The organism is Streptomyces sp. NPDC006372, from assembly GCF_040612515.1.
GTDB lineage: Bacteria > Actinomycetota > Actinomycetes > Streptomycetales > Streptomycetaceae > Streptomyces.
This window is the reverse complement of sequence record NZ_JBEXQJ010000002.1, coordinates 84,798-100,161: the sequence shown is the minus strand read 5'-3', so window position 1 is coordinate 100,161 and position 15,364 is coordinate 84,798. Positions and strand designations below refer to the sequence as shown.

Annotated in this window: 13 protein-coding genes; 5 read left to right on the top strand and 8 right to left on the bottom strand. The window is 73.4% G+C overall.

The genetic code is table 11. The features are described from left to right. Positions 1-24 precede the first annotated feature (24 nt). The 3 genes from ABZ016_RS04950 to ABZ016_RS04940 are packed head-to-tail and all read left to right on the top strand — an operon-like array spanning position 25 to position 4,011. Positions 25-1,095 (top strand): glycine betaine/L-proline ABC transporter ATP-binding protein, encoded by a 1,071-nt coding sequence (locus ABZ016_RS04950; protein WP_356915144.1) that lies wholly within the window; start codon positions 25-27, stop codon positions 1,093-1,095. After that, complete coding sequence (locus ABZ016_RS04945) at positions 1,095-3,044, top strand: ABC transporter permease subunit (protein ID WP_356915143.1); 1,950 nt, start codon at positions 1,095-1,097, stop codon at positions 3,042-3,044. The genes ABZ016_RS04950 and ABZ016_RS04945 overlap by 1 nt, the downstream gene beginning before the upstream one ends. Before the next feature lies 1 nt (position 3,045). Then, complete coding sequence (locus ABZ016_RS04940) at positions 3,046-4,011, top strand: ABC transporter substrate-binding protein (RefSeq protein ID WP_356915142.1); 966 nt, start codon at positions 3,046-3,048, stop codon at positions 4,009-4,011. A 6-nt stretch (positions 4,012-4,017) separates the two neighbouring features. Here the strand turns inward: ABZ016_RS04940 and ABZ016_RS04935 are convergent, their stop codons facing one another. The 3 genes from ABZ016_RS04935 to ABZ016_RS04925 are packed head-to-tail and all read right to left on the bottom strand — an operon-like array spanning position 4,018 to position 5,671. After that, the gene (locus tag ABZ016_RS04935; RefSeq protein WP_356915141.1) at positions 4,018-4,734 is read right to left on the bottom strand and encodes an isocitrate lyase/phosphoenolpyruvate mutase family protein; all 717 of its coding nucleotides are present in this window, start codon (positions 4,732-4,734) and stop codon (positions 4,018-4,020) included. Further along, positions 4,731-5,177: a carboxymuconolactone decarboxylase family protein gene (locus ABZ016_RS04930; protein ID WP_356915140.1), complete on the bottom strand. Its 447-nt coding sequence runs from the start codon at positions 5,175-5,177 to the stop codon at positions 4,731-4,733. Before ABZ016_RS04930 ends, ABZ016_RS04935 begins: the two co-directional genes overlap by 4 nt. Continuing rightward, positions 5,174-5,671, bottom strand: a complete 498-nt coding sequence (locus tag ABZ016_RS04925; RefSeq protein WP_356915139.1) for a carboxymuconolactone decarboxylase family protein — start codon at positions 5,669-5,671, stop codon at positions 5,174-5,176. Before ABZ016_RS04925 ends, ABZ016_RS04930 begins: the two co-directional genes overlap by 4 nt. 47 nt (positions 5,672-5,718) lie before the next feature. On the opposite strand from ABZ016_RS04925, the gene ABZ016_RS04920 reads away from it, so the two are divergent. Next, a complete protein-coding gene (locus tag ABZ016_RS04920) occupies positions 5,719-7,113 on the top strand; it encodes a PLP-dependent aminotransferase family protein (RefSeq protein ID WP_356915138.1) in 1,395 nt (464 codons plus the stop codon). Between the two features lie 49 nt (positions 7,114-7,162). After that, positions 7,163-7,630, top strand: a complete 468-nt coding sequence (locus ABZ016_RS04915) for a carboxymuconolactone decarboxylase family protein (RefSeq protein WP_356915137.1) — start codon at positions 7,163-7,165, stop codon at positions 7,628-7,630. Positions 7,631-7,705: 75 nt separating this feature from the next. Here ABZ016_RS04915 and ABZ016_RS04910 read toward each other — a convergent pair whose 3' ends face one another. Genes ABZ016_RS04910 through pabB form a run of 5 tightly spaced genes read right to left on the bottom strand, consistent with a single transcriptional unit; the run spans position 7,706 to position 15,363 of the window. Further along, positions 7,706-8,506, bottom strand: a complete 801-nt coding sequence (locus ABZ016_RS04910) for an aminotransferase class IV (RefSeq protein ID WP_356915136.1) — start codon at positions 8,504-8,506, stop codon at positions 7,706-7,708. 11 nt (positions 8,507-8,517) lie between these two features. Then, positions 8,518-9,696 carry an FAD-dependent monooxygenase gene (locus tag ABZ016_RS04905; protein ID WP_356915135.1) on the bottom strand — a complete coding sequence of 393 codons (1,179 nt, stop codon included), beginning with the start codon at positions 9,694-9,696 and terminating at the stop codon, positions 8,518-8,520. Next, a complete protein-coding gene (locus ABZ016_RS04900; RefSeq protein WP_356915134.1) occupies positions 9,693-11,258 on the bottom strand; it encodes an AMP-binding protein in 1,566 nt (521 codons plus the stop codon). Before ABZ016_RS04900 ends, ABZ016_RS04905 begins: the two co-directional genes overlap by 4 nt. A 23-nt stretch (positions 11,259-11,281) precedes the next feature. Further along, positions 11,282-12,805: an AMP-binding protein gene (locus ABZ016_RS04895; RefSeq protein ID WP_356915133.1), complete on the bottom strand. Its 1,524-nt coding sequence runs from the start codon at positions 12,803-12,805 to the stop codon at positions 11,282-11,284. Further along, entirely contained in the window at positions 12,802-15,363 is a 2,562-nt protein-coding gene (gene pabB, locus ABZ016_RS04890) for an aminodeoxychorismate synthase component I (RefSeq protein WP_356915132.1), read from the bottom strand. The genes ABZ016_RS04895 and pabB overlap by 4 nt, the downstream gene beginning before the upstream one ends. Position 15,364: the final 1 nt, after the last annotated feature.

Here is a 15,364-nt window from a genome sequence, read left to right as displayed (position 1 = left end):
CTCGAGCCCCCCACGGAGCAGACCATGGACACGACCCCCGTCTTCTCGGTGGAGGGCCTGTGGAAGGTGTTCGGCCCGAAGGCCGACCGCGTCCCGGGCGACCCCGAGCTCACCGCCCTCGACCCGGCCGAACTGCGCTCCCGCACCGGCTGCACGGCCGCCGTCCGCGACGTCAGCTTCGACGTGCGCAAGGGCGAGGTCTTCGTCGTCATGGGCCTGTCCGGCTCCGGCAAGTCCACGCTGGTGCGCTGTCTGACCCGGCTGATCGAACCGACGGCGGGCACCATCGTCATCGACGGCGAGGACGTCCGCGCCATGGACCGCTCCCGGCTGCGCGAACTGCGCCGGCACCGCGCCGCCATGGTCTTCCAGCACTTCGGCCTGCTGCCGCACCGCACGGTCCTCGACAACGTCGCCTACGGCCTGGAGATCCAGGGCATGGGCAAGGCCGAGCGGCGTGAGCGGGCGGCCGAGGTCGTCGCCAAGGTCGGCCTGGAGGGCATGGAGCACCGCCGCCCCGGCCAGCTCTCCGGCGGCCAGCAGCAGCGCGTCGGCCTGGCCCGCGCGCTCGCCGTAGACCCCGAAGTGCTGCTCTTCGACGAGCCGTTCAGCGCGCTCGACCCGCTGATCCGGCGCGAGATGCAGGAGGAGGTGGTCCGGCTCCACCACGAGGAGGGCCGGACGATGGTCTTCATCACCCACGACCTCCAGGAGGCCCTCAAGCTGGGCGACCGCATCGCCCTGATGCGGGGCGGCCGGATCGTGCAGCTCGGCACGCCCGAGGAGATCGTGGGCTCGCCCGCCGACGACTACGTCCGCGAGTTCGTCCGGGACGTCCCGCGCGAGCAGGTCATGACCGTCCGCACCGCCATGCGCCGCCCCACGGCGGATCAGGACGGCAGCGGACCCGCGGTCCGGCCCGACGCCACGGTCTCCGAGGCGATCGAGGCGGTCGCCCGCGCCGGCGCACCGGCCCGTGTCGTGGACAAGGGCCGCTGCGTGGGCGTGGTCGACTCCGACACGCTCCTCGGGGTCGTCGCCGGTACGGAGCAGCCCGAGCCGCCGGGCACCGAACAGCCCAAGGAGGCGGTGTGATGGCGACCATCACCGCGAACCCGCCCCGCCTCGGCCTGCCCGGACTGCTGAAGAAGCGTGCCGTCCAGAAGCTCTTCCTGCTGGCCCTCGCCGCGGCGGTCCTCGTGCCGCTGGCGAACGCCCGCTGGGCGAGCGGCACCTGGCCGAGCGCGCTGACCGTCGACTTCTCCGAGCCGCTCGCCAAGGCCAGCGACTGGATCATCGACAACCGCGACAGCCACCCGCTGTTCCTCTACTTCTTCGGCCACGTCAGCAACGTCGTCGTCATCGCCGTACGCGCCGTCTACCTCACCCTCCTGGCCGTCGGCTGGGCGGGCGTGACGGCCCTGGGCGCGCTGGTCGCCTGGCGGGTGGCGGGCGTGAAGCTGGCCCTCGGCACCGCCGCCGCGTTCCTCGCCTGCGGCCTGCTCGGCATGTGGGTGCCGACCATGCAGACCCTCGCCCTGATGGTCGTCGCGGTCCTCGCGTCGGTCGTCGTGGGTGTGCTGCTCGGACTCGCGTCCGGGCTGTCCGACCGGATGGACCGGGCCCTGCGTCCCGTCCTGGACACCATGCAGGTGCTGCCCGCCTTCGCCTATCTGCTGCCCGTCGTCCTGGTCTTCGGCATCGGTGTCCCGGCGGCCGTCCTGGCCACCGTCATCTACGCCGCCCCGCCCATGGCACGCCTGACCTCGCTCGGTCTGCGCGGCGCCGACAAGTCGGTGCTGGAGGCCGTCGAGTCGCTCGGCTCCACCGCACGCCAGCGGCTGCTGACCGCCCGGATCCCGCTGGCCCGCAAGGAACTCCTGCTCGGCGTCAACCAGACGATCATGATGGCGCTGTCCATGGCCGTCATCGCGGCCGTCATCGGCGCGGGCGGTCTCGGTGACCGCGTCTACCAGGCCCTGGCCTCCGTCGATGTCGGTGCCGCGCTCGCCGCCGGCATCCCGATCGTGCTGCTGGCCGTCGTCCTGGACCGCGTCACGGGCGCGGCGGGGGAGCGGCTCGGCGCCGAACCGGAGCCCCGCAGCGGACTCGGCTGGCTGTTCGCCCTCGTCGGCGTCGTCGCCGTGGCCGTCGCCGGGCGACTCGCGGGCCGGCTCGACTGGCCCGAGACCTGGACCGTCGGCATCGCCGAACCGGTCAACCGGGCCGTCGACTGGATGACCGCGCACCTCTACTCGGGCGTCCCTTACATCGGCGGCACCGCCGACTGGGCCGGCCACTTCACCACCTGGGTGCTCGACCCGATGCGCGACGGCCTGCAGTGGCTGCCCTGGTGGTCGGTGCTGCTGATCGTCGCCGCCCTGGCCTGGGTCATCGGCACCTGGCGCACCGCCCTCACCGCCGTCCTCGCCATGGCCGCGATCGGTGTGCTCGGCGTCTGGAAGCCGTCCCTGGACACGCTGTCGCAGGTCCTCGCGGCCGTCGCCGTCACCCTGGTCGTCGGGTTCGCCGTCGGTATCGCCGCGGCCCGCAGCGACCGCCTGGAGCGGGCGCTGCGCCCGGTCCTCGACGTGTTCCAGACGATGCCGCAGTTCGTCTACCTGATCCCGGTCGTCGCCCTGTTCGGCGTCGGCCGCGCCCCGGCCGTCGCGGCCGCGATCGTCTACGCCCTCCCCGCGGTCGTCCGCATCACCACCCAGGGCCTGCGCCAGGTCGACCCGGCCGCGCTGGAGTCCTCGAGCTCCCTCGGCGCGACCAGCTGGCAGCAACTGCGGCAGGTGCAGCTCCCGCTGGCCCGCCGCGCGCTGCTGCTCGCCGTCAACCAGGGCCTCGTGCTGGTCCTCGCCGTCGTCGTCATCGGCGGCCTGGTCGGCGGTGGCGCCCTCGGCTACGACGTGGTCTTCGGCCTCGCCCAGGGCGACCTGGCGACCGGTCTGGTGGCCGGCGCCGCGATCGTCTGCCTCGGCCTGATGCTCGACCGGGTGACCCAGCCCACCGAACGCCGCGCGAAGAAGGGAGCGTGACATGCGCGTCCGCAAGGTCCGTAAGACTGCCGTGATCGCCGCGGCGAGCTCCCTGGCGCTGCTCACCGGCTGCGGTGCCGCCGACATGACCAAGCAGGCCTCGCCCTTCGCCAACGCGCAGGGCTCCAAGACCGTGACCCTGTCCGTGCAGTCCTGGGTGGGCGCGCAGGCCAACGTGGCCGTCGCCCAGTACATCCTGGAGCACGAGCTCGGCTACCGGGTCGACACCGTCCAGGTCGACGAGGTGCCCGCCTGGGACGCGCTCAGCCAGGGCCGCGTCGACGCGCTCCTGGAGGACTGGGGCCACCCGGAGCAGGAGAAGCGGTACGTCGACGACAAGAAGACGATTCAGCGCGGCGGCGGCCTCGGCGTCACCGGGCACATCGGCTGGTTCGTCCCGACGTACCTCGCCAAGCAGCACCCGGACATCACCAACTGGAAGAACCTCAACAAGTACGCCGACCTCTTCCGCACCCCGGAGAGCGGCAGCAAGGGCCAGCTGATGGACGGTTCGCCGTCCTACGTCACCAACGACAAGGCGCTGGTGAAGAACCTGAAGCTGGACTACCAGGTGGTGTTCGCCGGCTCCGAGGCCGCGCAGATCACGCAGATGAGGCAGTTCGCCAAGGAGAAGAAGCCCTTCCTCACCTACTGGTACCAGCCGCAGTGGCTGTTCAAGAAGGTCCCGATGACCGAGGTGAAGCTGCCGCCGTACAAGGAGGGCTGCGACGCCGACCCGGACAAGGTCGCCTGCGCCTACCCGCACACGCCGCTGGAGAAGTACCTCAACACGGACTTCGCGAAGAACGGCGGCAAGGCGGCGGCCTTCCTGAAGAAGTTCAAGTGGACGACCGAGGACCAGAACGAGGTCTCCCTGATGATCGCCGACAAGAAGATGACGCCGGAGGACGCGGCGAAGAAGTGGGTGGACAGCCACGAGTCCACGTGGAAGAAGTGGCTGTCCTGACCGGCCCTAGACCAGCTGAGCGGCGATCTCCCGCAGTGCGCGGGTGGCCCGCCGCTGGAGCCCCGGCCCGAAGGTGATCCGGGTGGCCCCTCGCACGCCGAGTTCGGCGGGCGAGGGGCCTTCCTCGGTGAAGACCCCCACATTCACCGGCCCCCGGATCCCGGACCGCAGCAGCGGCAGGACCTCCGGCGGGGCCTCGATCGGGTAGACGCAGTCGGCGCCCGCCGCGACGTACAACGCCGCCCGCTCGATGGTCCGTTCGGGGTCGGGCACCCCGTACGCGTAGGTGTCCACGCGCGCGTTCACGAAGAGCCGGTCACCGGCCGCCGCCCGCACCTCGGCGAGCCACGCGGCGTGCTCGTGCGGGTCCTTGAGCTCCCCGCCCTCGGAGTCCTCCAGGTTGCAGCCCACCGCCCCCGTCTCCAGCAGCCGCTCCACCAGCTCCTTCGGCGCGAGCCCGTACCCGCCCTCGACGTCCGCCGACACGGGCACGTCGACGGCCCGGACGATCCGGGCGACCGCGGCGAACATCTCGTCGGCCGGGACCTGCCCGTCCTCGTACCCGAGGGAGGCGGCGACGCCGGCGCTGGGCACCGCGAGCCCCGGGAACCCGGCCTCGGCGAACACCCGGGCGCTGACCGCGTCCCACGGCCCGGGCAGCACCAGGGGATCCTCCGGCGCGCGGTGGTGGTGCAGGGCGCGGAACGTGCCGGCCTTGCTCATGGCGTGTACCCCCCTGGCGGAATCCGGCGGCTGACCATCACACGGTTCCAGTTGTTGATGGCGACGACCAGCCCGATCAGATGAGCCAGCGCTGCTTCGCCGAAGTGCTCGGCGGCCCGCTCGTACACCTCGTCCGGGACGAAACCGTCCGTCAGCACGGTCACGGCCTCGGTCAGCGCCAGTGCCGCCCGCTCCCGCTCGTCGAAGAGGTCCTCGGCCTCCTCCCACGCCGCCAGCAGGTCGAGCTGCCGCTCACTCACCCCGTGCTTCCGGGCGATCGCGAGATGCATGTCGAGGCAGAACGCGCACTGGTTGAGCTGCGAGGCGCGAATCACGACGAGTTCGGCGAGGACCGGGTCGCCGAGACCCTTCTTCGCTGCCGCGCTGAGGGCGGACATGGCCCGGGCGACCGCCGGATCCAGCAGCCGCGTCCGGGCCGTCACTTGTACTGGCCCGGCTGGTAGTGCCCCGGCGCCATACGGCAGGTCACCCCGAACCGGTTCCAGGCGTTGATCACCGTGATCGCGGCGATCAGCTGGGCCAGTTCGGCCTCCTCGAAGTGCTCGGCGGCCTTCGCGTACACCGCGTCCGGCACGAACCCGTCCGTGAGGACCGTCACCGCCTCCGTCAGCTCCAGCGCCGCGAGCTCCTTCTCGGTGTAGAAGTGCCGCGACTCGTCCCACGCGCCGAGCTGCACGATCCGTTCGACGCTCTCGCCCGCCGCGAGGGCGTCCTTGGTGTGCATGTCGAGGCAGAAGGCGCAGTGGTTGATCTGGGAGGCGCGGATCTTCACCAGCTCGTACAGCGTGTGGTCGAGGCCCTGCCGGGCGGCGGCCTCCAGCCGGACCATCGCCTTGTAGACGTCGGGCGCGTGCTTGGCCCACTCCAGGCGGGCGGGCCGCTCGGGGGCGTACCCCGTGGTGGTCGTGGTCGTCATGCCCTCGACCCTAGGAGCGAAGCAGCCCAGGAGTATGGTCCATTTCCATGGCGGATCACTGGGCCACTTCCGGCGTCGACCTGCATCTGGAGCCGACCGGGCCGGGGCTGCGCCGGGGCCTCACCGACGCCCTGCGTGAGGCGGTCCGCTCCGGCCGGCTGGCGCCCTGCACCCGGCTGCCCTCCTCCCGGGCGCTCGCCGCCGACCTGGGCATCGCCCGCAACACGGTCGCCGACGCCTACGCCGACCTGGTCGCCGAGGGCTGGCTCACCGCCCGCCAGGGCTCGGGGACCCGGGTCGCCGAGCGCACGGTCGTCCCCTCGGCCGGCACGGCATCCGACCCCCACCCCCGCACACCCACCCGCCCCGCCTACGACCTGCGCCCCGGCAGCCCCGACCTCGCGTCCTTCCCGCGAGCCCAGTGGCTCAAGGCCGCCCGTCGCGCCCTCACCGCCGCCCCGTCCGACGCGCTGGACTACGGCGGCCCCAGCGGCCGCCCCGAGCTCCGGGCCGCGCTCGCCGGCTACCTCTCCCGGGCCCGGGGCGTACGCGCCGATCCCGAACGGATCGTGATGTGCGGCGGGTTCGCACACGGTCTGAAGCTGCTCGGAACGGTCCTGCGGGCGCGCGGGGCCCGGACGGTCGCCGTCGAGTCGTACGGCCTCGACGTGCACCGGAGGATCCTGGAGGCCTCCGGCCTGCGCACCACCCCGCTGCCCTTCGACCGACTGGGCACCGATCCGGGGGAGTTGCAGGACGCCGACGCGGTTCTCCTCACCCCCGCCCACCAGTTCCCGATGGGCGTGCCCCTGCACCGCGACCGCCGTGCGTCCGTCGTGGACTGGGCGCGCCGTACGGGCGGGCTGGTCCTGGAGGACGACTACGACGGCGAGTTCCGCTACGACCGTCAGCCCGTGGGGGCCCTCCAGGGCCTGGACCCCGACCGGGTGGTCTACCTGGGCACCGCGAGCAAGTCCCTCGCGCCCGGGCTGCGGCTGGCCTGGATGGTGCTGCCGACGGACCTCGCGAAGGAAGTCGTCACGGCCAAGGGCGGTGTCGACACCTGCGGGGTGCTGGACCAGCTGACCCTGACCGAGTTCCTCACCTCCGGGGCCTACGACCGCCATGTCCGCGCGACCCGGCTGCGCTACCGGCGCCGCCGGGACGCCCTGGTCGCCGCCGTCGCCGCCCGGGCCCCGGAGGCCCGCATCACCGGCATCGCGGCCGGGCTGCACGTCCTGCTGCGGCTGCCGCCCGGCACCGAGCAGTCGGTGGTCGAGGCGGGCCACTGGCGAGGGCTCGCGCTGCACGGACTCACCCGCTACAGCAACCCCGCCGCACGGACCGAGCCGGCCGACGCCCTGGTCGTCGGCTACGGGACACCGCCGGACCACGCGTGGTCGGGGGCGTTGGACGCCCTGTGCGCCGTACTGCCGGGATAATCACGCGAATTCCCCCTCCGCAATGGCGCGCGAAGGATATGGTCACCTCATGAGCGAAAGCCCTTCCATATCCCGTGTGGCCCTGAAGAAAATCACCCCCGACGTCTCCGCGGCAATGGGTTCCCTGCATGCCGCAGCCGTTTCCGCGGCGCAGGACGCCAAGCTCGAACCGGAACTGCTGGAACTGGTCAGGATCCGCGCCTCGCAGATCAACGGCTGCGCCTTCTGCCTGGACATGCACACCAAGGACGCCCGCGCCCAGGGCGAGACCGAGCAGCGCCTCCACACCCTGGCCGCCTGGCGGGAGACGCCCTTCTTCACCGAACGGGAGCGGGCCGCACTGGCCTTGACCGAGGCGGTGACGCTGGTCCACGACGGGCGCGTCCCGGACGCGGTCTACGCGGAGGCGGCCGAGGTCTTCGACGAGAACCAGATCGCGGCCCTCATCTGGTCGGCCACCGTCATCAACGCGTACAACCGCATCGCGATAGCGACGCGCATGGCGCCGAAAAACTGAGGGAAAACGGAAAGTGCGCCGGGTCGATTCCCTTCGACCCGGCGTTGTGTTCGCGCGTTGTGTTCGTGCCCGAATTCAGTCGGCAGGTAGCGGCTCCGTGCTTCCGTCCAGCCACTCACGCCATTCCCCGGCCTTTTCCGCCGGAGGCACCCCCATCGGCCGTCCCGTCCAGCCCGTCACGGGCCGGATCCCGTGCAACGCGTTGACGAGCCACACTTCCCGGCCGTCCAGCTCGGCCACCGTCCGCTCACGGTGGGCGATCCGGATCCCGGACCGCAGTGCCCGCTCCTGGATCAGCCCGGCCGTCACGCCCGGCAGGACGGGCATCACGGGCGGCGGCAGACAGAGGGTGTCGTCCTCCCACCACAGCACGCTGGCCGTGGCCGACTCCAGCACCGTGCCCGAGGGCGCGATCAGCAGCGCCTCCTCGGCGCCCTCGCCGGCGGCCCGGCGGCGCACCCGGGCCAGGGTGTCCAGGTCGGGGCCCTTGCGGCGGGGCACGGTCCGTGGATCGGACTGGCCCGCCGCCCACACCCGGATCCCGGTGCCGAGCGGCGGCGCGGGCCGCAGCAGCAGACGCAACTCCAGGGACCCGGCCGCGAGTTCCACCCGCGGGAACCACGCACCCGTGCGCGGCAGTACGGCGGTCACCTCCCGCCAGAACTCGGCAAGCCGGCGCGGCCCGGGCCCGCCGCACTCGGCGCAGGACCGCGAGAACCGCTCCCGGTGCCGGGCATAGGCCCGCACCCGGCCCTCGCGCAGCAGCCACGAGTCCGCCACGAGCAGCCGCCCCCCGGCCGTCCGGTCCGGTGCCGGGGCCAGGCCACCGCCGGGCGTCCACGTCCACAGGCCTTCCGCCACCGCCGTTCCGGTCATCGACAGCCTCCTCAGTACTTGCGTCCCGCGACGGCCGGTGCCCCGTGCCGGGGACCGTACGGCGCGTGCTCCAGCCATGACCCGCACCACGGCAGCACCGGTGCCAGTGCCGCCGCCGCCCGCTGTCTGACCCGGACGGTCCGGCGGCGCGGCCGCAGATGGTCCAGGGCGGTGCCGGCGGCGGCGCTGTTGAACAGGGCCGCCGCGCGCCGCACCTCGGCGAACCGCGCGACCGCCTCGCCGGTCCCCGCGGCGATCGCCTCGGCCGCGCTCGCCGCGTCCGCGATCCCGCTGTTCATCCCCCGCGCCCCGAACGGCGGGAAGAGGTGCGCCGCCTCGCCGGCCAGCAGCACCCGCCGGTGCGGGTCGGTGAACGAGGCGGCCACCTTGCGCAGGAAGCGGTACGTCGACACCCACAGAATCCGCTCGCCGTAGCCGTCCCCGACAACTCCGGGCAGCCAGCGGCGTACGGCCTCCTCGGTGCCGTACTCCTCCGGCCGGTCGTCGTCACGGCACTGCAGGTCGACCTGGAAGCCCCCGGTGAACGGCACCCGCATCACACTGCGCCCGCCGACCCCGGGATGCTCGTAGTGGAAGACCCGCTCCAGCGGCAGCTCGGCGCCCGGCACGTCGGCGACGTCCACGACGACGTGGAAGCCCTCGCCGCGCGTCCCCTCCAGCTCGATGCCCAGCTCCCGCCGGACCGCCGAGCGGGCCCCGTCGGCGGCGACGGCGTACGCGCCGGTCCACACCCGCCCGTCCTCGCCCGTGAGCCGGACCTCCGTCTCCGTCGTGCGGACGCCCGTCACCCGCGCGCCCCACACGAACTCCACCCCGGCCCGCTCACAGGCCGTGCGCAGGAACCGTTCCGTGTCCGTCTGGCGCAGGCTGGTGAAGGGCGGCGGCCCGGACGGCGGCGGGAAGGTGCGGGCGTAGACCTCGCGCCCCCGGTAGAGGGTGCGCCGGGTGTGCCAGGTCCGCCCGTACGAAATGATCTCGGCGGCGAGGCCGGGGCGCATGGCGTCGAGCAGGCCGAGGGTCTCCCGGTGCACGAACAGGGCGCGGCTGCCCGGCCGTTCCCGGTCCTCCGGTTCGGCCTCCAGCAGGACGGCCGGCAGCCCGTGGGCTCGCAGCGCGAGGGCCGCCGACAGGCCCACCGGACCGGCGCCCACGACCAGGACCGGGGTCATGCCCGCACACCCTCGGTGAGCATCCGGGCGATCTCCACGCGCTTCACCTTCCAGGTGGCGGTCATCGGCAGGTCCTCGAACCGCCACTGCCGCGGCTCGGCCATCGCGGGCAGCCCGGCCGTGGCCCACCGCCAGCGCTCCGGGTCCAGGGGCCGCTCGCCGCGCACGCACACCACCGGCACCGGCTCGCGGTCCGCGCCCGGCACGATGACGACCTCGCGCAGCTCCTCCAGCCGGGACATCAGCTCGTCCTCGACCTCCAGGTTGCTGTGCACCGCGTCGATCGTGTCGATCTCCCGGTCGATGAGGTGCAGCGCGCCCAGCCGGCTCCGGTAGCCCATGTCCCCCATCTCCCACCAGCCGTCGGTGAGCTGACGGTCGTAACGCTCCGGCATGCCGAGGTAGGTGAGGATCCGGCCCCGGGTCCGGGCCTCGATCCGGCCGGGGATGCCGGGCGGGACCCGACGGCCCTCGGCGTCGGTGACCCGGACCCGGGTGAAGCCGGGTATCCCGAACCCGACCCGGCGGCCGTCGGCCCGGGCCGCACTGCGCCGCGTCACCACCTGGAACGCCACCGGGCCGGTCTCGCTCTGCCCGTACAGCTGGACCAGCCAGGGCGTACGGCGCCGGGACGCGCCCAGCAGCCGCCGTACGGTGCGCGGATGGATCGCGTCGAACGTGGAGCCGTAGGCACGGACCCGGGACAGCGGTGCCCCGGGCGCGTCGACCAGTTCCTCCCACAGCACGAACGTGTTGGGGTGCGTCTCCACGATGCCGGGCCGGTGCCGGACCAGCAGCGGGCCCACCGTGGCCGGGTCCGGGTCGGTGATCAGCACCAGCGGGCTGCCGAAGTGCAGCAGGACGCCGAGCAGATGGTAGAAGCGCGAGTGCACGAAGGACATGTGCAGCGCCGCGGGCTCGCCGCGGGTGGGCCAGCCCATCGCCTGCTGCGGGACGAGCCGGTTCCACATGGTCTGCGCGCAGTGCACGGCCAACTTCGGGACACCGGTGGTGCCCGAACTGTGGGTGATCAGCGCGGGTTCGCGGGGGTGGAGCCGGACGGGCGGGGGCGGCTCGGCGCCGGCGTACTTCGCCAGGGCCTCCGCCCGGGGCGAGTCGTCCACGGTCAGCGTGCGCCGCACCAGCCCGGACAGGGGGACCTCCCGCAGCCCGTCCAGGGTGGCGCTGTCGGTGATCAGCCAGGGCCTGCGCAGCCGTTCGAGGAGCTGCCCGGCCACGGCCGGGTCCAACGTGGGCGACAGCAGCACCGGCACGGCCCCGATCCGGGAGACGGCGCAGGTCAGCAGCATGATGTCGACGTTGTCCGCCTTGTGCACCACCACCTGCTCGGAGGGCCGCACCCCGGCTTCCCACAGCCGCCCGGACAGTTCGTCGACCAGGTCGGCCAGCACGGTGTAGCTCAGGTCGACCCCGAGGGCGGGGGCGACGTCCAGCGGCCGGTCCAGGGTGACGAAGACGGCCCCGTGCCGGTCGGCCGCCCGCCGGAAGACCGGCCCCAGGTAGAAGCCGCGCTCGGCGGGCAGAAGGTGCCGCTGTCGCATGTGGCCGTTCCTTTCCGTGGTGTTCACCAGGCGCCCCGGCGGACCAGATGGCGGCGGAGCTTCCCGGTCGGGGTGCGGGGCAGCGACGGGACGAAGCTGACGCTGCGGGGGACCTTGAACGCGGCGAGGCTCTCCCGCGCCAGGCCGATGAGCTCGTCCGCCAGGCCGTCCCGCACCGGTTGCGCCGGGACCACGAAGGCCCGCAGCCGGCTCGCGCCCCGCCCGTCGGGGACGGCAGCGACCGCCACCTCCCGCACCGCCGGATGGCCGCGCAGCACGGCCTCCACCTCCAGCGGGGAGACGGTGATGCCGCCGACCATCTCCATGTCGTCGGCGCGGCCCAGATGCCGGTAGGTGCCGTCCGGTTCGCGGCAGGCCCGGTCGCGGGTGGCCAGCCAGCCGCCGACGAGGGTGCGGGCGGTCTCCTCGGGCCGGTTGAGGTAGCCGGGCGTCACCGTCGGCCCGCGCACCCACATCTCGCCCTCCTCACCGTCCGGCACCGGCAGCCCGTCCCGGTCCCGCAGCTCCACCTCGAAGCCGGGGACGGGCCGGCCGACGGTGCCCGGGTGGTTGTGGGCGAAGCCGTTGGCGCAGAACGCGTGACCGGCCTCGGTGGAGCCGATCTGCTCCAGCACCGGAGCGCCGAGCAACGCGCCCACCTGCCGCGCGAGCCCCTCCGGCAGCCCCTCACCGGCCGACACGGCGGCCCGCACCGAGGCGAAGCAGCCCTCGTGCCCGTGGCCCCGCTCGGCGACCAGCGCCGCGTACGCGGACGGCACCGAGTAGAGCAGCGTCACCCGGTGCCGGGCGACGAGTTCGTCGATGGCGGTCGGAGTGGGACGCCGGTCGGCCAGCACCGCGGACGAGCCGGAGAACAGCGGGAAGACGAAGGCGTTGCCGAAGCCGTAGGCGAAGAACAGCTTCGACACCGACAGGGTCACGTCGTCGGCGGTGATCCGCAGCACCCGCCGGCCGATCAGGTCGTGGTACGTCCGTGGATCGCCGTGCGTGTGCACCACGCCCTTGGGGCGGCCCGTGGTGCCGGAGGTGTACTGCACGTAGAGCGGGCTGTGCGCGTCGACCTGGTGGGCGGGGGCGGGTTCGGCGGCGGGGGCGAGCGCCATCAGCTGGTCGGCGCCGAGGCCCGCCCGGCCGGTGAACCGCTCCTCCAGGCCCGGCCCCGTCACGCACAGCGCCGCGGCGGTGTCCTCGGCCAGGAACGCGTGGTCGGCCGCGGGGAGTTCGGGGTTGGCCAGGACCGCGACGGCACCGAGCCGGGCGGTGGCGAGGAAGGCCGTCACCCAGGCGACGGAGTCGGGCAGCGCCAGCAGCACCCGGTCACCGGGACGCACCCCGTACCCTGCGAGCACGGTGGCCGCCCGGGCCGCGAGGTCGTGCACCTCGCCGTGGGTCCAGGCCCGGTGCCCCTGGTGGAAGGCGGTACGCCCGCCCCACCCACGCCGCTCGGCGAGCGCGGCCAGCTGGGCCGCGAGATTCCCGGGCGCCTCGGTCTCGGCCGGATGCGGGGCGACCTGCGGACTGGTCATCGCCGGGCCTCCTCGGGCGCCCCGGCCCGGTCCCCCGGCGGGCCCTGCCGCCGGATCCGGTCGGCCGTGTGCTGGTGGAGAGCGCGCATGGGGGCCGCGGTCTTCAACAGCATCTCCTCGTACTCCGCGTCCGGATCGGAGCCGAGGACGATCGCACCGCCCGCCCCCAGGTGCATCTCACCACCGGCGAACACGGCGGTCCGGATGACGATGCTGAGATCCGCGCCGCCGCCGCACCCGAAGTAGCCGATCGCGCCCGAGTAGATGCCACGGGCCTCGGTCTCCAGCGAGTCGATGATCTCCAGCGTGCGCAGTTTCGGCGCGCCGGTCATCGACCCGCCGGGGAAGCAGGCCCGGACGCAGTCCACCGCGTCGGTGCCCGGGCGCAGCCGTCCCTCCACGGTCGAGACGAGCTGGTGCACCGTGGCGTACGTCTCCGTGGCCATGAGCTTGGAGACCCGGACCGTGCCCGTCCGGCACACCTGTCCCAGGTCGTTGCGGAGCAGGTCGACGATCATCAGGTTCTCGGCCCGCGTCTTGGCGTCCGACGCGAGCGCGTCCCGCAGCCGGGCGTCCTCCTCCGGCCCGTCGCCCCGGGGCGCGGTGCCCTTGATGGGCCGGGCCTCGGCGGTGCCGTCCCGGCCGATCCGCAGGAACCGCTCGGGCGAGGAGCCCGCCACCTCCAGCTCCCCGAACCTCAGGAACGCCGCGTACGGGGCCGGGTTGTCGCGGCGCAGCGTCCGGTAGAACGCGAACGCGTCGGGCGGAGCGGGTAAACGGGCGGCGTTCGTCAGACAGATCTCGTAGCTGGTGCCCGCCCGCAGCTCCTGCTTGCACGCCTCGATGTCCGCGAGGTACCGCGCCCGGTCGCGCACCAGCCACGGCTCGGCGGCGCCGGGATCCGCCGCGGCCGGCGGCCCGGACAGGGGCGGCCGCTCCGTCGCCACGCAGGAGAGGTCGGCCAGCGCGCCCTCCAGCCAGTCGGCGGCCTCCCGGGCGGCCTGCGGGGTGTCCTCCGCCAGGCACACGGCATAGGTGAAGCCCTCCTGGTGGTCCACCGCGATCACCCGGTCGGCGAACAGCCAGGCGGCGTCCGGGGCAGTTGAGCGGTGGCGGTTCGGCGACCCGCAGTCGGCCTTCACCTCGTAGCCGAGGTAGCCGACGTAACCCCCCGTGAAGTCGAACGGCAGCCCGGTGCCGTCCACCCGGCGGCTGGTCAACTGCCGCTTCAGGTAGTCGAAGACGCTCGCCGCGACCTTCCGCACGGGCCGTCCCGCCCGCTCGATCTCACAGCGCCCGGTCGTGACGTCGTACCGCACGAGTTCCGCGAGGGGCCCGCTGTCGTCCCCGAAGAACGAGAACCGCGACCGTCCCGGCTCGACGAGCGAACTGTCCAGCCAGAAGGCGCGCGAGGAGCCCGCGTACATCCGGGTGAAGGCGGCTTCGGTGTCGACGGCACCGGTGATCCGGCGGGTGTGCAGGCGGTAGCCGACGCGTTCGGGGCGGCGGGGGCGGGGGATGGTGGCGGCGGGTGTCGCGGGTGTCGTCTGTGTCGCCGGTGTCGTGGTGGCGGCCGAGGTGGCTGGCTCGGCGGCCCCGCCGGACGCGATGGGCCGGCTGGAGGCTGTGTTCCTGCCGGATAGGACGGACCGGCCGGAGGCGACGGACCCGCCCGAGGCGACGTCCGCCCCGGATGCCATGGGTCGGCTGGAGGCGATGTCCCTGCCGGAGGCGACGGACCCACCGGAGGTGACGGACCCGGCGGGCGGCCCCGCGGCGGCCTGGGAGAGGGTGGTCATCTGGAAGACGGCCGCGGCCACGGGCCGGGATTCCGCGGCGGTCACGGGCCCGGATCCGGCGGCGGCCGTTCGTGCCGTCGGACGCCGGACCCCCGCATCGCACTCCGGGGCTACGGGCCGACGCCGGGCGGGCGCCTCGTGGGAGGGCACCGCCGTGTTCTTCGTCCGCAGCTTGCCGGCCCGCTCGGCCGTCAGGTTCCGGAAGTTCACCAGCATCCGGTGGCCGTACTCCGTGAGGACGGACTCCGGGTGGAACTGCACGCCCCACAGCGGCCTGCTGCGGTGCCGCAGTCCCATCAGGACACCGTCCTCGGCCCAGGCGGTCGCCTCCAGCGTCTCCGGCAGCGGCTCGCGCACGGACAGCGAGTGGTAGCGGACGGCGGTGAAGTGCTGCGGCAGCCCCTGGAACAGGTCCTGTCCGTCGTGCCGGATCGTGGACAGATGCCCGTGACGCGGCTCCGGAGCGGCCTCCACCAACCCACGTTCCCCGAGCGCGATGCCCTGATGGCCGAGGCACACGCCGAGCACGGGCACCGGGGACGACGCCAGCAGCCTGGTCCCGATCCCGAAGTCACGGGCGTCGGCCGGGTGTCCGGGGCCGGGGGACACCACGAGGTTGTCGAAACGCCGGAGGTCCGGCAGTTCCCCGGCGGGGGTGTCGTTGCGCACCACCACCGGCTCCTCGCCGTTCACCTCGGCGATCAGCTGGAACAGGTTGTACGTGTACGAGTCGTAATTGTCGATGAGCAGGGTCTTCACC